Source organism: Psychrobacter sp. Ps2 (genome assembly GCF_022129405.1).
In the GTDB taxonomy this organism is placed as follows: domain Bacteria; phylum Pseudomonadota; class Gammaproteobacteria; order Pseudomonadales; family Moraxellaceae; genus Psychrobacter.
The window spans coordinates 612,136-634,525 of record NZ_JADQAM010000061.1 but is presented as its reverse complement, the minus strand read 5'-3'; the positions used below and the strand labels follow the sequence as shown (position 1 = coordinate 634,525).

Below are 22,390 nucleotides of genomic sequence, written 5' to 3'. Positions count from 1 at the left end.
TCAGAAGTGAAACATCGTAGCGCCAATGGTAGTGTGGTTCGCCCATGTGAGAGTAGGTCATCGTCAGCTCTCTATTCCTGATTAGCCCCTTAACTTAATTGTTAAGGGGCTTTTCTTTGTCTGCGGGTTTTTTATTTTGTTTATGCGTTCTTTAATGGACAGTTTCTCTCAGCTCAATTATTTATGTGCTTGTAAAAAAAGACTTTTATCATTTAGATAAAAGTCTTTTTAAATCTTACATTTCCATCTTTTTCTAAGCGTTATGCGGGTTCCATTGTTGGTTAGATTTAAAAAGATCTTGATATATTACATCTCTTATAGATTCTATATTGAATTTACTTTTATCCTCATTCAAGCGCAGTATCCTTGGCAAACGAGTTATTCCTAGCTTACCGTCTGCAATGGCATAATGCCTATAGTGCTCATTAATGATGCGATTACATTCAAATTCGACGTAAATCATACTTTCATTTTGTATTTTAGCCAAACGAACGGTTGACATAAAAAAATCTTCTTGCAAGCTTTGCTCCATTTCATATATATCTTCTAATGAGTATTCAGGAGCTTTTCGAGATATCAGTTTTTGCCAGAATCTACCGTTTTCTTTTATATATCTATAATCGTCTATACTATCCTTTAAAGATTTCAAGTTTTCTATGGAATCCTCAGTTTCTTCAAGATTTGCTTTTATGATTTCTAATGTTGCTTTCATAGTTTCGGTATGATCACCTACTGTTTGCTCTTGAGAGCAAAGTAGGCTACGTGATTTATTTAATAATTGTGCCATAGAGGTTAACTTTACAGCCATTATTTCACTACTGGTTGAGTACATAGAAAAAGGCTGTAATCGAAAATCTTCAACATTTTCACTCATTTTTTTTATCAACTGATCTAGATGATAAAATAAATAGTCTTGATCATTTACATCGTGAAGTGCTACTTCGATCATTCCAGGTAGTTTTTGCAGTATCAGTATAGATAACTGCTTTTCAAATTTGATCAAGCGCTCTCTAATTACAATCTCTGGGTTGCTGCCATCTTGTTCAAGAGGTGCTCTTAGTAAAGGTTGTAGGTAGTTTTGATATAAATGTTGAATCTCATGCACAGATCTCAGCAGTGTGTCCGAGACACCTACATCAAGTGTATATAGCCTTGTCATACAGTAGGCAGCATGCTCCATATATTGATGATCATGCATTTGGTTTTTTTTAAGAACTATATGAGTTAAGTAGATATACTTTTTGATGTTATTACCACTTTCATCTTCGTAAAGAAATCGACGGAAAGAATAAGCATTTTTGTCAACTTTATTTGCACTACCAATTAAAAACCAATAATCCTGTCCTTCCACAATAAAGAATTTTCTGTCTTTCCCTTCTTTTTTGATAAAGGAGGGAAGATGTGTAAGTTCTTGAAAGCTAAGATCTGATGAGTCCCAATTACGAAAGTCGCGTCCTTGTATTTGTTGTTTAATAAAAACTTCTTTGAAGTAGGACTTGATGATATTAGTATCCAGTTTACGTAGACCTGGTTTAATTTCTAGAGCAATACTATCTATCCATATAGCCAAATCATACAGAAATGCTATCCGTATTCTTTGCCTATATTTCTGATCAGAGATGATATTATTTATGTCTAAACTATCAAGATAGCTAAGAACTGCTTCGACTTCATCAGCCAGCTTGATAGCGTTGTAAGCGTTAATGCTTGGGTCGATAATTTTTAACATATGCCGTGAAATAGCAGTTAGTTCTTGATTGTTTGTATAAAAATTTTCTAAAGTTTGTCTCAATGTATCAGGGCTTTTATGAACTAGATTGTTTTCAGAGTTAAGAAAAATACCTCGTGGTTTTAATATATTTTCATAAACTGTGTTTTGACCTTGCTGATTTAGTTTTGGAACGATGCTGTTTACAACTTCAGACCAGTCTAAACTGAGAGTAGGATCTATAGACTTCAGTTTATATAACTGATATTCAGATAGGTCATGAATATTCATTAAATTTACCCCTTCGAGGTTTGGCTGTATCACAATATATTAATTCAACAATTATAGTGGGCAAATGTAGGATATCAAGTTATTACTTTCGAATTCGTACAAATAAGTGTGATATTTCTCTATAATCATTACTTATCATACATATATTAGAATGGATTAAGAGATGAGTCATGAATCGTACTAAAAATTTCAACTAAATCAATTATAAAAAAATGATCTAAAAAATAGGATAATAATATGACAACTTCAAAAGTAACCTATCAAGGCGATTTGCGTACCACTGCCATACATCTGCAATCAAAAGATGAAATAATTACCGATGCACCGACTGACAACCAAGGCAAAGGTGAAGCGTTTTCACCGACTGATTTACTAGCCACTAGCTTAGCCAGTTGTATGTTGACGATTATCGGGATTAAAGCTCGTGATATGGATATCGATATTGCAGGCACTATGGCTGAAGTGACCAAAGTAATGGCAGCTGACCCAAGACGTGTTAGCGAAGTACATATCGTAATTACTTTTAATCAACAGTTAGATGATAAAACGCAAAAAATATTCTATAACACCGCCTTAACTTGCCCAGTGGCTAATAGCTTGCATCCTGATATCATTCAAAAAGTGACTATTGATTCTAAGAGCTATTCATTCTAAGAACTATTCATTCTAAGAGCTATTCATTCTAAGAGCTATTAATTCTAAGAGCTATTAATTCTAAAAGTTGCTGATTCCAAGAACGACTAATTCCAAGAACTAATGACCTCTACAAGGGTGATTAATATGGCTAGCAAAACCTTACTTATTGTTGCGCATGCACCATCGCCGAATACTAAAAAATTAGCACAAGCGGCCTACGATGGTGCGAACCATCCTGATATAGATATTAATGTCATTCTGAAATCACCGCAGGATACGCAGCCTCAAGATGTACTCGCGGCGGACGCACTTCTTCTTGGAACGACAGAGAATTTAGCGTATATGGCAGGGCTGACCAAGGACTTTTTTGATCGTTGCTACTATCCTATATTAGAGAAGAAGCAGGGCATGCCATTTGCGCTTTATATTCGTGCTGGACAAGATGGTACAGGTACTCATCGTGCGATGCAGACCATTACTACCGGATTGCGTTGGTCATGGATTCAGCATGCTCTAATATTAAAAGGTGATTGGCAAGAGGAGTTTGCTTCCCAAGTGGAAGAGCTAGCGATGACATTGGCAGCTGGATTAGAAGCGGGTATTTACTAGTTTCTAATTCTGAATTGGGTTTAAAAGGTTGTTATGAATAATAAAAAATTAGGCAACACCGGTATCAATAATCAAAGTAAGCTACCGTTTTCGCAAGCTTGTGAGAACAATAAGCGACCCATTCTGTCTGTTTTGCAAAAAGAGTTAGTAGGATATTCGCAAGTATTAGAAGTAGGATCAGGAACGGGGCAGCATAGTGTTTACTTTGCGCCTAATCTGCCTGAGATACAGTGGCAAACTAGCGATGTGACTGGTAATCATCGCCATATAATCGCTTGGCACAATGCTTATCCTGCGCCTAATTTATATTCGCCATTAACGTTTGATTTGAGTACGGATTCCGTACCTGTCAATAGCCAGTTCAACTTACCTTATGATGTGATATTTACGGCTAATACTTTGCATATCATTAGTCGGGCTTTGGTGGAGCGATTATTTGCATTGGCTGGTGAGGCGCTACCTGTTGACGGTAAGCTGATTGTATATGGCCCTTTTAATGAGCATGGTAAATATACCAGTGAGGGCAATCAACGATTTGATAGGATGTTGAGAGCAGGTAATCCTGACAGCGGCATTCGCGATAAAGAAGATGTCGTTAATCTAGCAAATGCTCATTATCTACAACTCAGAAAAACGTATGCGATGCCTGCCAATAATCAGCTATTGGTATTTCAAAAAATATAAAGCATCAAATTCTTAGAACAGAAAAGCCACTTCAATTAAGATTAGAAGATGATCGATTGAAGTGGCTTTTTAGTTAGGTTTTCTTATTTAGGCTTTCTTGTTTTTTACGCTGTTAGACTATTTATATTCTTCTGCTAAAAAATCCAAGTAGCGTTTCCAAGAGCGCTGATCGGCGCGAGCGTCATATCTATCGCTGCCAAATACGCTAAAGGCATGTGGTGCGCCACTATAAGTGACCATCTCATGAGGTACTTTGGCTGCTTCTAAGGTCTTGCCCAAAGTCGCAAAGCTCTCTAGCGAGACAGATTGGTCAGCAGAGCCATGGAATACTAGGATTTCTCCCGTAGTTTTGTCATAACTTTGACCAGTTGGAATATCAAAGGCACCGTGGAAGGGTACAAAGGCTTTTTGCTCAAAGCCTGAGCGTGCTAGCTCTAACGCGACCGTACCGCCGAAACAATAACCCATGGTCGTGCCTTTACGCACATCATTGCCTTGTAGTTGTCCTGCCGTCAGTGCTCCTGCCAATATGCGGCGCATTTTATTACGATCATCATATAGCTCCCCAGTTAGGCGTTTGTTTTCTTCGATAGAAGTAGGGCGAATGCCTTGTCCAAACATATCGGCCGCCAATACGTTGTAGCCTTCAGCCGCTAACATATCAGCACGTTTGCGCTCATAGTCAGTTAGACCGTCCCAATCATGAATCAATAAGATAAAAGGTGCATTAGCTTTGTCCGCCTTGGCGTAATAGCCTTCGTATGCTTTATCATCGACCGTATAGGTAACGCTCTTGGTCGTGATAGCAGCAGCTGTTTGACTGAACGTTAATGCCATTAGACCCATTGATGCGCCTACTAGCAATGAGTGATAAGGTTTTTTAGTCGGGGAGTTTAGAGTTGGTAACATGGTAGGTGGCCTTATAGTTATATAAAAAATAGTCGCATCATCAAATCCCTATAAATCCGCTACATTGTCATCCTCGCTAAATATACCAATGTATAACTTGCGCTCGGTTTTCTTGTATCGAAATTATCTGAATTCAACGATATAAAAAAGATAAATATAAGGCTAAAACCCTGCCAATTTATTTATCAATAGTTTCTAGTACTGCATAAAAAGAATACCTTAAAGAATAACTACATTACAAGATTCTATTGTTAACGTTTATGCGCCTTTAAGACCACCTAAAGCAGCTGGTTTATAGCGTCTATAGACCTTAACCAAACATCAACAAGGTTTACTATATACGCAACTATATTTGACTTATTTTTGGGTAGTATAACTCCTAAGCCTATTATTCCTTTACGAATTTTAGTGCGATATCAATTTAACGTTAAGCAATGCTGAAAACACAGATAAATAAATGACAGATGAAGTCACCACTATCTCAAAGGATATCAAACCTGTGTAGGCACTCTTTTAGTGATTTAAAAGAGCACTCTCAATCTATTAGCTAGGACTTTTTATGAATAATAATATCGATCATACTGACCCCGCCAAAAACATGAACACTGAACGTGGCAACGGTGGTGAAACCCATCAGCGCGCAGGCGATGACACCAAAGTATTAACTACGCAGCAAGGTGTGGCTATCGCTGACAACCAAAACTCTCTAAAAGCAGGTTCACGTGGGCCGACGCTATTAGAAGATTTTGTATTACGTGAAAAAATTAATCATTTTGACCATGAGCGTATCCCTGAGCGTATCGTCCATGCTCGTGGTAGTGCCGCACACGGTTATTTTGAGCTGACAGAGTCTCTAGAAGAATATACGACTGCCAAAGTATTGACCGAAACAGGTAAGCAAACGCCATTATTCACGCGTTTCTCAACGGTAGCCGGTAACAAAGGCTCAAAAGATACACCACGTGATGTGCGCGGTTTTGCTGTGAAAATGTATACAGAAGAAGGTAACTGGGATATCGTTGGTAACAATATGCCAATCTTCTTTATCCAAGATGCGATGAAGTTTCCAGATTTGATCCATGCGGTAAAACCAGAACCAGATCGCGGTTTCCCACAAGCAGCTTCTGCTCATGATACGTTTTGGGATTTTGTCTCGTTAAGTCCTGAAACCATGCACAATCTAATTTGGCTGATGAGTGATCGCGGTTTACCACGTAGCCTACGCATGATGGAAGGCTTCGGTATTCATAGCTATCGCTTAATCAATAAAGATGGCAAGAGTACCTTTGTACGTTTTCATTGGAAGCCAGTATTGGGCGTACAGTCAACCACATGGGATGAGGCAGTGAAAATCTCAGGTGCTGATCCTGACTATCATCGTCGTGACTTATTTGAGTCAATCAACAACGGTGATTATCCTGAGTGGGAGTTTGGCGTACAGTTATTTACTGAAGAAGAAGCCAACGAATTCCCATTTGACCATCTCGATGCGACCAAACTGATTCCAGAAGAGTTGGTACCAGTAAAAGTCGTGGGTAAGATGGTATTGAACCGCTATCCAGATAATTTCTTTGCAGAGACTGAGCAGGTAGCATTCTGCCCATCGCATCTGCCACCGGGTGTTGATTTCAGTAATGACCCATTATTACAAGGTCGTTTGTTTAGTTATCTAGACACTCAGCTATCACGTCTAGGCTCGCCAAACTTTGCCCAGATTCCTATTAATGCGCCAAAATGTCCGTTTGCTAACAATCAGCAAGATGGTCATATGCAGATGCAAGTGCCAAAGACGCGTGTACTCTATGAGCCACAAAGCCTAGATCCAACTCGTCCTCGTGAAAGCACTAAACGTGGATTCAATTCATTCCATGAGCAACTAGATGATGGCGTAAAAGGCCGCGTACGTGACGAGAGCTTTGCCGATCACTATAGTCAGCCACGTATGTTCTATCGTAGTCAGACAGTAACTGAGCAAGCCCATATAGCAACTGCTTATGCGTTTGAGCTAGGTAAAGTAGATACAGCCCATGTGCGTACGCGTATGCTTAGCCATTTGATTCATATCGATGAAGACTTGGCCAATCGCGTAGCAACGGCCTTGGGTATGGAGCTACCAGAGCCAGCTGACGCAGCTGCACCTGTCCAAGACTTGGGAATCTCTAAAGCGGTACAAACTATTGGCCTAACGCCTGATAGCTTAAAAGGTCGCATGATTGGTATCTTAGTTGCAGAAGGCTCTAATAGCAGTGAAGTCAAAAAATTCGAAGATGCCGCCAAAGCGCAGGGTGCTAGCGTCAAGATTGTAGCGCCTAATAAAGAAGTCGTATTGGATGATGGTACACGCATACAAGCTGATGAGCGCCTCGCTGGTGGTCCGTCAGTGATGTTTGATGCTGTCGTTAGTATCATTATGCCTGACCAAGCTAAAAAGCTGGCCATGGACAGCTCTGCGTTAGATTGGTTCAATGATGCGTATAACCATTGCAAAGCTATCGCATATTGCGGTGCGACTGATGAATTTATCCTAAGTAAACTACCAGTTGAAAAAGATGATTTTGTGACGCCATTGGCCGAGTTAGATGCCTTTATTAGTAATGCTAAGTCTCGTCTATGGGAACGTGAGCCAAAGGTTCGTGATCTTGCATAGTTGATAAGTAGGTAATTTACGAAGTATCTAAAATAACAAATAAGATATTAAGTGTTTCCTTAAACCCAGCCTAAGCGCTGGGTTTTTGCTTTTTGCTAATAAGGTGAGAATTTTCACAGATAAAAGTCATGTTATAGGTGCTAATCATTCGTTATTAATCGTTATTAATCGTTATTAGTCGCATTGTCTCTGTATACCGCCTAGCCTTTGTATATAGTCACAAGCGTTCACTCAAAGTCGTTTTATTTATCGTGACGGGCGCTATACTAAAGGTTGGCTATAAAACTGAACAAAAGCCTCACAATAATAACGACGAATGAGGTAGGGAACACCAATGAGTCTATGTGAAATTGTACGATTAGAAGGATATATCCAGAGTAGCTATCTGGCAGTATATCCAGATAAAATAATGCTGTTAGATGGCTGCTGCCGTGCTGATGTGCCGATGGTGCTTGACTATATTAAGACAACGTTAAAACGACCCGTCACCGACCTAAAAGTAGTGGTGGTCACGCATATGCATCCGGATCATGCAGGCGGTGCACATAAGTTTCGAGAAAAGACAGGCTGTCTGATTGTCTCAGCTGATAAGAAAAAGCAGTGGTATAGCGGTATTGGTGGGCGCACGATGCACTTCGTAGATATACATCTAGGATATTATGTGGCCAGACGTCAAGGACGCCCACTTAAAAATCTATATTACTCGGCAAGTCTAAAACTAGATATCACTGTCACAGATGGTGAGCTTGTGCCACACTTTGATGAATGGCAAGTACTAGAGACTCCAGGTCATACGGATCGTGACTTGTCATTGTTTCATCTGCCCAGTCGCGAAGTATACACCGCTGATTTAATCATTAAATTACGCCATAAGTTCGTAGCGCCATTTCCTGTCTATTACCCAAAAGCTTATGTTCAATCGTTAAAAAAAATCAGGGCATTGCAACCGTCAATGGTGATGATGGCTCATGGACGAGAGCTAGCGATGAGTGAGGCAGAGTTTGATGAGTTTATCGCTCATGCGCCCAAGCACCCACGTACCATCAAAGATACGATCAGACATAAACTACTATGGCGCAAGAGAGATAACTTTCGACTGTTTAAACGCAGGCATAATAAATAGAGGTATATAAAAGCTAAGAAACAACATTTAAAACGCCCAGACGAAAAAAAGCCCAGTTACTAAGATAGTAACTGGGCTTTCTAAATATGGTGGGCTGTCCGCGACTCGAACGCGGGACCAATTGATTAAAAGTCAACTGCTCTACCAACTGAGCTAACAGCCCTGAAGAGTATATAAAAAAGCAATGCTTTTTAACTCTGCAAGAGAAAATTCTAACTAAAGAACTTTCTAAAACTAAACATCTTAACGATGTCTTTTAAATTTATCTTTATTAGTCTACTACCGGATAGGGTAGAACGATTAATAAAGATTAAACTAAATATGGTGGGCTGTCCGCGACTCGAACGCGGGACCAATTGATTAAAAGTCAACTGCTCTACCAACTGAGCTAACAGCCCTAACGTTTAAAGTGTTTGTATCCCTAAACGTGAGAGCACATTATATATATTATTATGACAATTACAACCCCACATGATAAAAAAAGTGTAATTCTCTTATAAAATTGCCAATTTATTCCAGTTTATTTAAATTTTCATCATTATATCGATATTGACTGCTCTATTTTCGGCCAAAGCGAGCCAATAATTGATTATTAGTCTCGAGAAAGGGCTTCAACAGGATCTAACTTGGCGGCATTACGCGCTGGCAAGAATCCGAATACCACGCCAATTAACGTCGAACAAACAAAAGCAGCAATAATAGAGGTTGATGAATAGATAACTTTGAAATTATCACCGCCCACACTATTAATTAATTCACCAATGGCAAAGGCCAGTCCAATACCAATCAGCCCTCCTAAAATACAGACCAGAACGGCCTCAATAAGGAACTGCTGCATGATATCGCTCTGACGTGCGCCTACTGCCATACGTACGCCAATCTCGTTGGTGCGCTCGGTGACAGAGACTAGCATAATATTCATCACCCCAATACCGCCGACGATCAATGAAATAACAGCGACTGATGAAATAAGTAGAGTCATCGTTCCTGTCGTCGACTCGATTGTTTGACGAATAGAGTCTGAATTACGCAGCTCAAAGTCATCTTTACCATGGCGACTCTCTATTAAATCAGAGATGGCCGTCTCTGCGGCACTAGAAGAGATACTGTCATCTAACAACGCCACAAAGCGGTCGATATTGGTACTACCGGTGACGCGCGACATCACCGTTGTATAAGGCATATAGATGGTAGGCGTTGTCACACTAGGGCCAAATCCACCATCGCTCTCCTCGAGGACGCCAATTACGCGTCCAGGCACACTACCAACCAATATTACCTCGCCAACAGGATTATCAATATCTGAGAAAAAGGTCTGTTTAGCGTTGTCATCGATGATGATATCTTGACTACGTAATGTAATGCTTTTTGCATCAAACCCTTGGCCCAATGTTAATGTCTCACCAGTGACGTTTAGATAGTCTTCACCAACGCCATTGACGGTAGCATCCTCTTGTATATTACGATAGCGGACACTAGAGCTGGCATTTACCTGAGGGCTGACACTGATAATATAGGGCTGATTGCCGACCGCCTCTGCATCTTCTGGTGTCAAATTGTCATCATTATAGCGGCGTCTAGGATCGCCTCTAGGGTAGCCATCATTGACGGTAATGGTATTGGTACCTAACGAGCTGATATTGGCAAGGATTTGCTGCTGAGAGCCTTGTCCAAGGCCTACGATAGATACGACTGCGGCAATACCGATAATAATGCCGAGCATAGTTAGTAGAGTACGCATCTTATGCGCGCGCATGGCAAGCAAAGACATTTTGAAAGCTTCAAGCAGTCGATCAATAAAACTACCAAAGGCACTTTTTCGATGCTCGCCAAGGATAGATTCTGGTTTTTTGTCTGTGTGCTTATAATGCTCAGTTTGATAGTCAGCGATGACATAGCCGTCTTTTAGCTCAATCACACGCTCCGCTTGCGCTGCTAGTTTTGGATCATGAGTGACCATGATAATGGTATGGCCTTGTGCGCTGAGGTCATGCAAAATCGCCATGACGTCTTCGCCGGACTTACTGTCTAGGGCACCCGTTGGCTCATCTGCCAAGATCACATCGCCACCATTCATCAGTGCACGAGCAACAGAAACACGCTGCTGCTGTCCACCTGAGAGCTGATTGGGACGGTTGTTGACCTTATTGCCAAGGCCAAGGTCAGTTAGTAGCTTCTCAGCACGATTGGTGCGTGCCTCGGTATCCATACCCGCATACACGGCAGGGACGGCGACATTGTCTTTGGCACTGATATCCCCAAGCAAATGATAGCGCTGAAAAATAAACCCAAAGTGCTCACGGCGCAGCTCAGCCAATTGATCAGCATCAAGCTTACGAGCGGATTGACCATAAATCTTATAGTCACCAGCAGTGGCTTGATCTAGACAGCCTAAGATATTCATCAAGGTGGACTTACCAGAGCCTGATTGTCCAATGATGGCAACCATCTCACCTTGATTGATGGTTAGATTGATATCATGCAAGACGCGAATGGTTTGCTCACCAGCAGGGAACTCTCTGATAATGCCAGATAGTTCCATAATGGGCTTGCCTGATGCAGAGTGGGTAGCGGTATTGGTTTTTGCTGAGTTGCTTGAGCGATTAGCAGAAGTGTGTGACCCTAAGTTTTGAGCCGTGCTACTTTCAGAGCTATCTTCACTCGACGGTTTAGGAGATTGAGATATAGTCATAGCAGTGTCTTTAATAAAGGCTAATAAGCGTTATAGTGTTGTTATGAAAGGGCTGCTATGTTTTTAGCAAGCCTTTCTTACTCAACATAGTCAAAGCACAAGTTACATTTGAGGTCCACCAGGTACGCGGCCGCTATCTGATTTCTTACCGCTCTCTTCACTGATGATTACTTCTTCCCCTTCTTTCAAACCACTTAAGATTTGCGCATTTACTCGGTTATCAATACCGACTTCTACTGTACGCTCTTCTACGGTTCCGTCCTCTTTTAATACACGTACAAACTTGCCGGTGGCTGCTTTGCCTTTTTCTTTACCTTTAGCTCGCTTTTCTTGTATCACTGTTGATGGTACTAATAGAGTATTTTTGGCTTCGTTGACGATGATATATATCTGTGCCGTCATATCGATTCGAAACAAGCGGTCAGGGTTTGGTACTTCTACGTAGCCGACATAATAGATAGCGGCGTCTGTTGAGCTGGTACTACTGATTTGCTCTGGGGCAGGCTCGATAGCCGTCAACGTCGCATCATATTGCTGGTCTGGATTACCAATGATGTTGAAATAAGCAGGCATACCAGCATTGACGTTAATGACATCAGCTTCGGAGATTTGCGCGTTGATACGTACGGTCGATAAATCTGCTAACGTCACTAGTGTTGGCGCTGTTTGATTAGCGTTAACCGTAGTGCCTTGCTCAGTCGTAATAGAAACGACGGTACCTGATATCGGGGCGCGAATCGTGGTATAGCTCAAATCTTCTTCAGCAGTACTGACGTTGGTTCGTGATTTGCGTAATGCTGCTTGCTGACTGTTGATATTGGCTTCAGTGGTCGCAATCGCCGCTTTTGCTGTATCAATAGCTGCACGTGCATTGGCAACGGCTGCTTTTGCGGTCTCGACACTGGTCGCTTGCGTGTCATATTCTTGCTGCGAGATAGCGTCGATAGCGACTAAGTCTTGCAAACGCGCAAAATCAGACTGTGCTTGTTTCAGCTCAGACTGACGGCTGGCAAGATCGGCATAGGCACTTTTTAGACTGGCTTGTTTGCTTAACGATTCTGCTTGAGCGCTTTGTAGCGCGGCTTCGCTTTGTTCAAGACTGGCTTGTTCATTGCTCAGGCTATTCTTCTGAGTCACTTGATCAATCTGTGCAATCAAATCGCCTTGTTTGACTTCGTCACCGACTTCGACGTATAGGCGTTTTACTTCACCAGATACCTGTGCCCCTACATCGACGGTATTTAACGCTTTTACTTTACCGGACGCCATGACATTATTTTCAATATCACCGACTTCAACGGTTGCGGTTAAATAGTTAGGTGTGGTTTCTTCTGGTTTTAAAAAAGTATAGGCTAAAGCCCCTAATGCTACGATAATTAAGGCAATAACACCCCATTTTATGGCAGACTTTTTGCTTATTTTGCGCATGACAACAATCCAATCACAATTAAATCAAGTGTAGATATAGTAGAGACTTCACCTACAAAAGGGAATGGAAATTAGTTTACGAAAGGTTAAGGTAGCCAAGAATAGAGATAGGTACAGAAAAGAAACGCTTACTAAAAATCAATAAAACGGAGATTATAGGAGAACAAAATAGGGTAGTAGAATCTGAATTTACAGCGTTTAAATGTATAAACCAGTAAGAAAAACGTATAAATCAGTAAGAGAAGAAGTGGATAACTTGTTAATAAGAGAAACAATAAGAGGTGGTGACAGGCTAGTCTTAGCGCATTGCAAATAAACGCTTACCTGCGAGCTCTAGTGCTGCTTGCAATAATAGCTCCCATGCTGGCTGACGAACAAGTCCTTTGATCGCTTGGTCACAGCGGTAAAGCAGGGCAGGCCATTCGCTCGTTTGTTGTTTTGACTGACGGCGGCAGGCTTGTTGGTACAACCCTTGCTTACTACGCCAAATGCCTAATGCTTGAGGGTCTTGACCGTCCATAAGTTGGATAATTTGACGCATGTCTTTGCTAATAGCCCAGAGTACTAAAGTAGTGGGCTCATCGGTCGACTTTAGCTGAAACATGATTTTGGCGACCTGCGTACTATTGCCCGCGAGCATCGCATCAGACAAATCGAACACACTAAACTGCGCATCGCTGACCAACGCTGCTTGTAGGTCTGCAATATCCAATGCCACATTATTCACAGGTTGTGAAAAGCTATTAGATTGTTCGGTACTGTTGTCAGTAGCACTATTTTCACTAGTACTGTCATTAGCAACTAGCTGCGGTGCAAACAGATAAGACAGTCGCCATAAGGTTTGATAAGCACTCAATAGATGATGCTCAGTGTGTGACATAAGTAGCTGCCACGCCTCTTGAGACAGTCGTAAGCCAAACTTCTGAGCTTGTATTTGTAGTAGCTGTTGGCGCTGCTGCTCATTGTATAAATTGCAATCAATGACATTGCCATATTGCGCAAAAGGAGCAAACCATTTGCTGCTCTGGCTGCGTTTGTCTTGCTTAGGTGTAAGCCACAATACACTATGACCGTGTGTGCCCGCTTGTGCCTCGATCGCAAAACGTTCCAGCTCGGTGATAACTGCTTTGTCAGGTTTATGATTGCCCGTCACGATTAAAGCGCTGGCATCATCGAATAGAGACTGGCTGCCAAGCTCAGACAGTACTTCTTGCCAGCTTTTGACAGAAATTAGCTCTATACGTTTGATTGCATAGTTCTGTGCGCGCCAGTGTGGACGCAGCGCATCTATCAACCATTGACTCAGCAGTGGCTCGTCACCGTGCGCCAGCCACAAACCCGCTACCGCAACGGAAGGCTGCAGTAGTTTTGGGTAGGCTTTTATGAAAGTATCTTGCATAGCGTGGTGTTACACAGGTTGATGAGCAGGTAATATCAATTCCAAAAATATGATCAGCAGTGTCAAGCTAGCCGAGTTTACTAGTACTTACGCTCGCTTAGTTTGCTACTCATACTTCTAGAAATGGTATCGTTTGATAATCAGAACGACTAACTATTCCGGTTGTGGTACGACGACAACGGTTGGTGTCACACCTTTATTCATCTGCACAGATGGTTTGGCAGCAGGTGCGACTTTAGGAAGCGAGATTGCGACGTACTGGTCAGTGATACGGCGAGCTAAAGTATCATAGAGCCAATCACGAGTCTGCTCGCCTTGCTGATCGTCAGTACTAACAGATGCTTCGTTGTACTGATAGCTTCGCTCGACTTGAATGGGGTTGCTCAGTGTTACAGGCTTACCATTTTCCATCGTTTGATAGCTGACATCTGCTGATAGTACCAAGCGAATCTCTGTTAATACGCCAACCAATTCGTAACGCTTAAAACGTACGTTACGGATGTCGATAGCGGCAATAGTCTCAGCCCCTGCTTGTTGGTTATTACGAGCAACTTCTTCCGAGCTCATATTACCAATAACATCGACACCTAACGTTTTCAGGCGACGCGTCAATGGTAGTTTCAGCGGGAATGAGGTGCGATTGTCTTCGATGATGACCGCTGTTTTTTCGACGTCAAGCAGCATCGCTGAGTCGTAGCCACGCAGCTGGAAGCCGCAGCCGCTAAGAGCAGCGGCTGCACCTACCACCGCAAACATTGGCAGCGTGGCAAGTAAGACTGCTCCGAGCTTTTGGCCATGGGACTTTTTATTAGCTAGGCTGTATGCGCTTGATTCTGGTTGCGCCTGCTCAGCTCGATGCTTGTATGACATAAACGCTATCCTCATATGATAAGAAGGCTTAGAGCACTAAGCCTAAAATACTTAGCTCAAGATACCTCAGCCTACAACCACGATGTTAACCAGTTTGTTAGGCACGACGATTTCTTTTTTGATCTCGCCCGTGATGAATTTTGCCACGCTTTCCATAGTACGAGCCTGCTCTTTTAGCTGCTCAGGATCGCTGTTTGGTGCCACATCCATCTTACCACGCATCTTACCGTTGACCTGTACCACCATCGTGATCATGTCCTGTACCAGCGCGCTTTCATCCACGGTTGGGTAGTCCAAGATTAAGGTGTCAAGACCCAACTGCTCAAGCAGATGCTCGCCAACGTGCGGCGCATAGACAGACAACATAATCAACAGGTTGGTCAATGCTTCGTGTTTGACGTGCAGCTCTTGCTCATTACTCGCGTTAAAGCCAGTCAGCTCATTAGCAAGTTCCATCAGGCTTGATACTGGCGTGTTCAATGCCAGACGATCACCCAAATCACTGTCAATCTTAGCAATTGTTTCGTGCGTTTTACGGCGTAAGTTTTTGGCTTCTTTGCTCAATCCGTCTGTGTTCAAGGTAGCACTGTTAAGCGTATCAATGCTGATATTAGCGGCCGTTAGCGCTTGCATATGATCGGTTGCAATGCGCCATACTTTCTTCACAAAGTTATAAGGGCCTTTTAGCGCGTCATCTGACCATTCAAGTGTTTGATCTGCAGGCGCAGTAAATAGCGTATATAAACGAACCGTATCAGCACCATATTTATCAATGGTTAGCTGTGGATCTACGCCATTGTTCTTTGATTTAGACATTTTTTCGATTTTGCCAATCGTCACTGGCTGGCCGTCTGACTTCAAGATAGCTTTGATTGGTTGACCGCGTTCGTTGAAGTCAATATCGATATCTTCTGCAAAGTAGTAGGTCGTACTGCCATCCGCATTAACGCGGTAGAACGTACCAGCGAGTACCATGCCTTGGGTCATTAGATTGGCAAATGGCTCATCACCTGTGACTAAGTTTTCGTCACGCATCAGCTTATGGAAGAAGCGTGCATACAACAGATGCATCACCGCATGCTCGACACCGCCCACGTATTGATCAACAGGCAACCATTTATTGGCAGCAGACTTGTTGACCATATTTTGTGCATCATTTGGGCTAGCAAAACGTGCATAGTACCAGCTTGACTCTACGAATGTGTCAAAGGTATCGGTTTCGCGCTCAGCAGGATTACCACATTTAGGACAAGTGGTATTGACAAACTCTGGTATGTTTTTAAGTGGGTTACCGCGACCATCAGGTACGACATCGGTTGGCAACACAACTGGTAGGTCTTGCTCTTCAACAGGCACCGTACCACAATGCTCGCAGTTGATCATTGGGATAGGGCAGCCCCAATAGCGCTGGCGAGAGACACCCCAATCACGTAGGCGATACTGGATCTTTTTCTTAGCCAGCTCTTTTGGCTCAAGTTTGGCTAGCATGGCTTCAAATGCTTGCTCAAAATCTAGACCGTCAAACTCACCTGAATTAACCAAAGTGTTGCGTTCAGTATAAGCAAGATTCACTTCACTATCGTTCGCTTTGGCATCTGCTTTTAGCTCATCAAAATAGCCATCAGGGGTATTGATGACTTGTTTGATTGGTAGGTCGTACTTAACCGCAAACTCATAATCACGCTCATCATGAGCAGGTACCGCCATGACGGCGCCTGAGCCATAGCTCATCAATACATAGTTGGCAACCCAAACTGGCACTTCTTCACCAGTCAGAGGATGCGTCACAGTTAAGCCTGTATCCATACCGATTTTTTCAGCTTTGGCCAAATCCGCTTCAGCAACTGAGCCTTTTTTACAAAGGGCACAGAATTGGGCGATTGCGTCATCTTGCTCAGAGGCGTACTGTGCAAGTGGATGCTCTGCGGCAACAGCGACATAAGTCACACCCATCAACGTATCAGGACGAGTGGTGAACACATCTAAGGTGTTTTCTTCACCAGCAAGCTCATAAGGGAAGTGCACTTCCATACCAGCACTACGACCAATCCAGTTACGCTGCATGGTTAGTACTTCAGATGGCCAATGACCTTCTAGCTGATCCAAATCATCTAATAGCTCATCAGCATAGTCAGTGATGTTGAAGTAGTACATTGGGATGTCGCGTTTTTCGACCGCAGCACCACTACGCCAGCCTTTACCATCGATGACTTGCTCGTTTGCTAAGACGGTATTATCAACCGGATCCCAATTGACCGTCGACAGCTTTTTGTAGACTAGGCCTTTTTTGTACAACTGCAAAAATAACCACTGCTCCCACTGATAATACTCAGGGCTACAAGTAGCAAACTCACGTGACCAGTCAATAGACAGGCCTAGTAATTTAAGCTGCGCGCGCATGCTGTCAATATTGGCAAATGTCCATGCAGCAGGCGGTGTTTGGTTGGCAATTGCTGCGTTTTCTGCTGGCAGGCCAAAACCATCCCAGCCCATTGGCTGCATGACTTCATAGCCTTTTAGGCGATAATAACGGCTCAATACGTCAGAAATCGTATAGTTACGTACGTGGCCCATATGTAGCTTACCACTTGGATAAGGGAACATCGACAGCATGTAACGACTTGGCTTGTCGCTTGGCTCATTGCTTACTTCAAAGCGCTTGTCAGTTGCCCATTTGGTCTGCTGCGCGGTTTCTATCGCTTGTGGGTTATAATAGTTGTTTTCTGTTTGGTCTGCTGTCACGGCGTTGCTCATAGTCGGCTCGAAATTGGTTGATACTAATAAAAATAGGGGGAATTTGACAATGCCATAGCATAGCGTAATTTGGTAAAAATTGCGACGATATGATGTATTTGCTCATGAGGTTTATGGATTAAAAGTGACTTTAGCGGGATGGGTTGTCTACATCTCATCATCCTTCGGTATAATAAACAGATCAATGAACATTCATGAGGAGTTTCTATGACCATCACTATCTACGGTATCAAATCTTGTAGCACCATGAAAAAAGCATTTACTAAGCTTGACGCGCTAAACGTCAGCTATGAGTTTCATGATTATAAAAAACAAGGCATCGACAAAGAGAGTATCCAGCGCTGGGTGAATGAACTAGGCATCGATAAAGTGCTCAACAAGCGTGGTACCACATGGCGTAAGTTAGAGGATAGCCAAAAGCAAGCGGCAGATGCCAATGTGGATGCTGCGATAGATTTACTCGTGGAAAATACCAGTATGATCAAACGTCCGATGGTTGAGGGTCAATGCGATGATAAAACCCAAGGTCAGCCAGTACTGCTTTGCGGTTTTAACGAAGACGAATTTAATACAAATTTTTCATAAAAGAGCTGTCACTTTGGCACGTTATAAACTATGATTTCATGAATGGAATTAAGTTTGCTTGTTTATAATGGTTAAGGATAAGACTATGAAAAAGTTGTTATTAATGGCCACGCTTGCAACAGCCTCTTTGATGATAACAGGCGTCCAAGCCGCTGACTCATCTACTAAGATTACTTTTGCCAAAGACAGCTATTGCGGCAGTTTTACCGGTAACATCAAAGATGGTAAGTTGTTCCGCTTATGGTTGCTACCTGAGCAAAACTTAGTGATTCGTAATGTGGGCGATGACCAAATAAGTGTCGCATACGTTTCAGGGCCTAAAGGGCGCTTAGATGCTGATCGCTATGATAATGAAACCTCTTATTTTACCGAAAATAAAGGCAATCATTACATGCAAGTATATGGCAACAGTAGCCATAGCTCGGTTGAGTTCTGTGCTTATTAACGATTATTAAAGCAATCATGAATCATTAAAAAGCCCGAGCTTGGTATCCAAGCTCAGGCTTTTTAATGTCAGTTACGGTTGCGTTCTACTAGCTCACTGACGAACCTATCTCACGACTGATGAGCGTACCAACCCCTTCATTGGTGAAAATCTCAAGCAAAGTAGCATGAGGCACACGGCCATCAACGATGACAGCGCTTCTGACGCCGCTACGCACCGCATCGAGCGCGCATTGGATCTTTGGAATCATGCCTCCTGAGATTGTACCGTCTTCGATTAGGCTATCGACTTTCTTCGGCGTGAGTCCAGTCACTACTTCGCCATCACGGCCCAATACGCCTTTTATATTGGTGAGCAGCATGAGCTTTTCTGCTTGCAAAAACTCAGCCACTTTACCTGCGACCAAATCTGCATTGATGTTATAGGTGTTGCCTTCAGCGTCAACGCCAAGTGGCGCGATTACAGGGATAAAATCTGAGGCAATTAACATGTTAATCACGTCTTTATTGACGCTGACCACATCACCGACGAATCCTAAGTCAACTGGTACAGCGATACCGTCTGCGCCAATTTTTTCCATCATCAGTTTTTTGGCTTGAATCAAGTTGGCATCTTTACCTGTAAGACCAATCGCGCGACCGCCGTGTTTGTTAATCAGGCTAACAATCGATTTGTTGACGCTACCGCCCAAGACCATCTCTACGATATCCATGGTGCTTTTGTCAGTGACACGCATGCCATCGATACGGTCTGATTGACGGCCGAGCTCTTTTAGGAGGTTGTCAACTTGTGGGCCACCACCATGTACGACTACTGGATGCATACCGACTGTCTTTAGCAAAACGATATCGCGAGCAAATGAGCTCTCAAGCTCAGGGTCGGTCATGGCGTTGCCGCCGTATTTTACGACGATGAGTTTATCAACAAAACGCTGGATATAAGGCAGAGCAGTGGTCAATACTTCAGCGGTGTTTTTGGCATCATCTAAATTAAGCGTCATTACAAACTCCTAAGGGCCGGGTTTAAATTGGTTGTTTTTCTATTATGTCTAATGAGACAGCTATATGTTTTATGAGGCTACTCCACAGGAATAGCAAGAATCTGTTCTGCTAGCGCTGCGTTAAATGGTCGGCATAAAGCGGCAAATGTATCCTGAATATCTTTTAGGTCATCCACACTGTCACCCGCAAAGCGCGCGGTCAGGCTATTACTGGTATTTGATTGGCGCAGTACGCCAAAGCCATGCGCAAAATCTAAACGCACACCATCGATACAGCTCAGCTTGGTTCCTACAGGTAATAATTCATGCGTCTGTTTTAATGCTATTTGCGTCTTCGCAGTAGCGCAAGTACACGCTGATGACTTGCATGTTGTGGCGGGCAGGCAAGTATCTTTTAACTGCTGACTAGATGAAGAATCAGTATGGGTAGACATATCTACTAGATACTGCAAGTAATGGCAAAATCTCGTTAGTTGCTCTACGAGAGAGCAGTCGGTAGTAGCCGTCTGCGGCATTGGCAAGTAATGGTCAGCAGTACTGACTATAGTGGGCAAGCTATGGATGATATCTGATAGTGGTTTTTTATCATTAGTATCATCATGAACTTGGTCAAGCCAATGCAGCAACCGTAATGCAGCATACATCGCATCATCGTAAGGAATAAAGCGGCTGTCATTAAAGATGAAATGCCCTGATAATTCACCAGCGAAGACAATCTGATTGTCAGGATGCTGTACTTGCTGGCGCATAAAGCTGCTGCCAGTCTTGCTAATCACAGGTGTAGTACCAAGCTCAGATAACAGTCTTGGCAAATGATGGGCGCACTTAATATCGAAAAGAACTTCAGATGCTAATAAAGAGTCGCTAAGAGAGTTAGGATGTTCAGTAATAGCAATACGTGCTAGTAGATAAAGCAAATGATCGGGCATAACTATTTTGCCGTTATTATCAACGATCATCAAACGATCGCCATCGCCATCAAACGCTAGGCCTATATCTGCTGCGTGCAAAACAACGGCTCGCTGCAATTCGTTTAGGCGGTTTGGTTCGGTAGGGTCTGGATTACCAAGGGGAAAGTTGCCATCAGGTGTGTCATTGAGAAAAATAACATGCTGGCAAAAACGTTCGAACAAGCGCTGAGTAATGCTCCCAGTTGCGCCATGCATACAGTCAATAACTATGACCAAATCAAGTTTATAAGCGATTTTCTGATTGGCTGCAGTTGCCGAGTGATTATGCTGAAATAATTGTTCAAATACCTGCGCAATAGCATCGATATAGACGCTTGCTACTTGATGAGCAGGTAGTTGCTCAAGCAAATCAATTGGTAATTTTGAGTCATGGTTATTATCAATGCTTTCAATATTTTCTGAATGAAAGACAGGATTGTTAGCTTGATTATCGGGATAGGTGTGATGACCATGATTGGCGGTTATTTGATGATAGAGCGTCTGTATCTCTGAGCTGCTAGGAGACTTGTTGTTCACCAACCATTTGATGCCTAGTATGTCTTTAGCAGAGTGACTAGCAGTTACGACTATGCCATGTCCTTGATATTGCATTGCCCAAAATGCCATCATCGGCGTGGTAACCAGACCTAACTGGATTACGCGTAAACCCTGCTGAGCGAGTACAGTAGAGAGCGTACGTGCAATAGCCTCACTACCAATGCGCATATCATAACCAATAACGACAATATTCTGCTTAGTCTCAACACAGGCATTAGTATTGATATTTTGAGTCGGTTGGCTATTTTGAGCATTATAGAGAACAGCAAAAGCATCGCCTAACGCTTGTATAAAACTGCTAGTAAAATACTGGTTGGCACCACGAATATCATAAGCACGGAATAAGGATTGCTGCGCCGCAAAAGGTGGCATTGCTTATTCTCCTTATAACCGTGATAAGTGTTCAATGATAAATAAAAAATGAATAGCGCAAGGCTTTATATATAGCTCAAGCAAAATTCTAATCGCTATCTAAAAAATTACTAGCAGGTTTGACCGTCAAAATAGCTACTATTGACGACCTGAATGTCCAAACCCGCCTGCACCGCGTACGCTTTCATCACTGAATTCTGCAACCACTTCAAACTCAGGACGCGCAACAGGTACCACGATGTACTGTGCCATGCGATCGCTTGGATTGAGAACAAAGTCGTCGCTACTGCGGTTCCAAATACTAACCATCAGCTCGCCTTGATAGTCAGCATCGATTAGCCCAACTAAGTTACCCAAGACGATACCGTGCTTATGACCAAGACCTGAACGCGGTAAAATCATACCTGCATAATTAGGATCTTGAATATAAACGGCAAGGCCTGTGCCAATTAAATGGGTTTCACCTGCTTTAATCGTTAATGGCTCGTCAATACAAGCACGCAAATCAATACCTGCACTGCCATCGGTGGCACGAGTTGGTAGAGAAAACGCTTTATCTTCAGTAATTTTAGGGTTTACCACTTTAACTTGTACAGCTTGCATAACACACTCACTTAACGATTTGATGGTTTTTAAATTATGATTTCAAACTAGGACTTTGAACTATGGTTTTAAATAAATCTTATTCGACATTTTTATATAAATAACAATTCTATATTTTAATTATTCA

General features: G+C 42.6%; 17 protein-coding genes and 2 tRNA genes. 7 read left to right on the top strand and 12 right to left on the bottom strand.

Features of this window, described 5'->3' with window-relative positions; all coding sequences use genetic code 11:
• Positions 1 to 253: 253 nt before the first annotated feature.
• Complete coding sequence (locus tag I3254_RS14250) at positions 254 to 1,999, bottom strand: hypothetical protein (protein WP_238053302.1); 1,746 nt, start codon at positions 1,997 to 1,999, stop codon at positions 254 to 256.
• A 237-nt stretch (positions 2,000 to 2,236) separates the two neighbouring features.
• On the opposite strand from I3254_RS14250, the gene I3254_RS14245 reads away from it, so the two are divergent.
• The 3 genes from I3254_RS14245 (at position 2,237) to I3254_RS14235 (ending at position 3,928) form a co-directional block, all read left to right on the top strand.
• On the top strand, positions 2,237 to 2,653 hold the full coding sequence (locus I3254_RS14245; RefSeq protein WP_173239378.1) for an OsmC family protein: 417 nt from the start codon (positions 2,237 to 2,239) through the stop codon (positions 2,651 to 2,653).
• A 126-nt stretch (positions 2,654 to 2,779) separates the two neighbouring features.
• Positions 2,780 to 3,244 carry a flavodoxin family protein gene (locus I3254_RS14240; protein ID WP_238053301.1) on the top strand — a complete coding sequence of 155 codons (465 nt, stop codon included), beginning with the start codon at positions 2,780 to 2,782 and terminating at the stop codon, positions 3,242 to 3,244.
• 33 nt (positions 3,245 to 3,277) lie between these two features.
• On the top strand, positions 3,278 to 3,928 hold the full coding sequence (locus I3254_RS14235; RefSeq protein ID WP_238053300.1) for a DUF938 domain-containing protein: 651 nt from the start codon (positions 3,278 to 3,280) through the stop codon (positions 3,926 to 3,928).
• Positions 3,929 to 4,045: 117 nt separating this feature from the next.
• Here I3254_RS14235 and I3254_RS14230 read toward each other — a convergent pair whose 3' ends face one another.
• Positions 4,046 to 4,837 (bottom strand): dienelactone hydrolase family protein, encoded by a 792-nt coding sequence (locus I3254_RS14230; RefSeq protein WP_238053299.1) that lies wholly within the window; start codon positions 4,835 to 4,837, stop codon positions 4,046 to 4,048.
• Positions 4,838 to 5,396: 559 nt separating this feature from the next.
• On the opposite strand from I3254_RS14230, the gene I3254_RS14225 reads away from it, so the two are divergent.
• Both I3254_RS14225 and I3254_RS14220 read left to right on the top strand, forming a co-directional pair.
• Entirely contained in the window at positions 5,397 to 7,484 is a 2,088-nt protein-coding gene (locus I3254_RS14225; RefSeq protein ID WP_238053298.1) for a catalase, read from the top strand.
• 334 nt (positions 7,485 to 7,818) lie between these two features.
• Positions 7,819 to 8,607 (top strand): MBL fold metallo-hydrolase, encoded by a 789-nt coding sequence (locus I3254_RS14220; protein ID WP_238053297.1) that lies wholly within the window; start codon positions 7,819 to 7,821, stop codon positions 8,605 to 8,607.
• Between the two features lie 87 nt (positions 8,608 to 8,694).
• Here the strand turns inward: I3254_RS14220 and I3254_RS14215 are convergent.
• The 7 genes from I3254_RS14215 to leuS all read right to left on the bottom strand — a co-directional run bounded on the left by I3254_RS14215 (position 8,695) and on the right by leuS (position 17,750).
• A tRNA-Lys gene (locus I3254_RS14215) sits at positions 8,695 to 8,770 on the bottom strand.
• A 159-nt stretch (positions 8,771 to 8,929) separates the two neighbouring features.
• Positions 8,930 to 9,005: transfer RNA gene (locus I3254_RS14210), tRNA-Lys, on the bottom strand.
• Positions 9,006 to 9,199: 194 nt separating this feature from the next.
• Entirely contained in the window at positions 9,200 to 11,149 is a 1,950-nt protein-coding gene (locus I3254_RS14205) for a MacB family efflux pump subunit (RefSeq protein ID WP_238053322.1), read from the bottom strand.
• Between the two features lie 252 nt (positions 11,150 to 11,401).
• Complete coding sequence (locus tag I3254_RS14200) at positions 11,402 to 12,727, bottom strand: efflux RND transporter periplasmic adaptor subunit (protein ID WP_238053296.1); 1,326 nt, start codon at positions 12,725 to 12,727, stop codon at positions 11,402 to 11,404.
• 298 nt (positions 12,728 to 13,025) lie between these two features.
• Positions 13,026 to 14,126, bottom strand: a complete 1,101-nt coding sequence (holA, locus tag I3254_RS14195; protein WP_238053295.1) for a DNA polymerase III subunit delta — start codon at positions 14,124 to 14,126, stop codon at positions 13,026 to 13,028.
• Between the two features lie 153 nt (positions 14,127 to 14,279).
• A complete protein-coding gene (locus I3254_RS14190) occupies positions 14,280 to 14,996 on the bottom strand; it encodes a hypothetical protein (RefSeq protein WP_238053294.1) in 717 nt (238 codons plus the stop codon).
• Positions 14,997 to 15,062: 66 nt separating this feature from the next.
• Entirely contained in the window at positions 15,063 to 17,750 is a 2,688-nt protein-coding gene (gene leuS / locus I3254_RS14185) for a leucine--tRNA ligase (protein WP_238053293.1), read from the bottom strand.
• 207 nt (positions 17,751 to 17,957) lie between these two features.
• Here leuS and I3254_RS14180 point away from each other — a divergent pair, with 207 nt between their 5' ends.
• Together I3254_RS14180 and I3254_RS14175 are read left to right on the top strand one after the other, a co-directional pair.
• Positions 17,958 to 18,335 carry an arsenate reductase gene (locus tag I3254_RS14180; RefSeq protein WP_238053292.1) on the top strand — a complete coding sequence of 126 codons (378 nt, stop codon included), beginning with the start codon at positions 17,958 to 17,960 and terminating at the stop codon, positions 18,333 to 18,335.
• An 85-nt stretch (positions 18,336 to 18,420) separates the two neighbouring features.
• A complete protein-coding gene (locus tag I3254_RS14175) occupies positions 18,421 to 18,780 on the top strand; it encodes a hypothetical protein (protein WP_238053291.1) in 360 nt (119 codons plus the stop codon).
• Between the two features lie 88 nt (positions 18,781 to 18,868).
• On the opposite strand, the gene argB is transcribed toward I3254_RS14175, so the two are convergent.
• From argB to dut, 3 genes are all read right to left on the bottom strand, one after another.
• A complete protein-coding gene (gene argB, locus I3254_RS14170; RefSeq protein ID WP_238053290.1) occupies positions 18,869 to 19,780 on the bottom strand; it encodes an acetylglutamate kinase in 912 nt (303 codons plus the stop codon).
• Positions 19,781 to 19,857: 77 nt separating this feature from the next.
• The gene (locus I3254_RS14165; protein ID WP_238053289.1) at positions 19,858 to 21,660 is read right to left on the bottom strand and encodes a phosphomannomutase; all 1,803 of its coding nucleotides are present in this window, start codon (positions 21,658 to 21,660) and stop codon (positions 19,858 to 19,860) included.
• A 138-nt stretch (positions 21,661 to 21,798) separates the two neighbouring features.
• Complete coding sequence (gene dut, locus I3254_RS14160) at positions 21,799 to 22,263, bottom strand: dUTP diphosphatase (protein WP_238053288.1); 465 nt, start codon at positions 22,261 to 22,263, stop codon at positions 21,799 to 21,801.
• Positions 22,264 to 22,390: the final 127 nt, after the last annotated feature.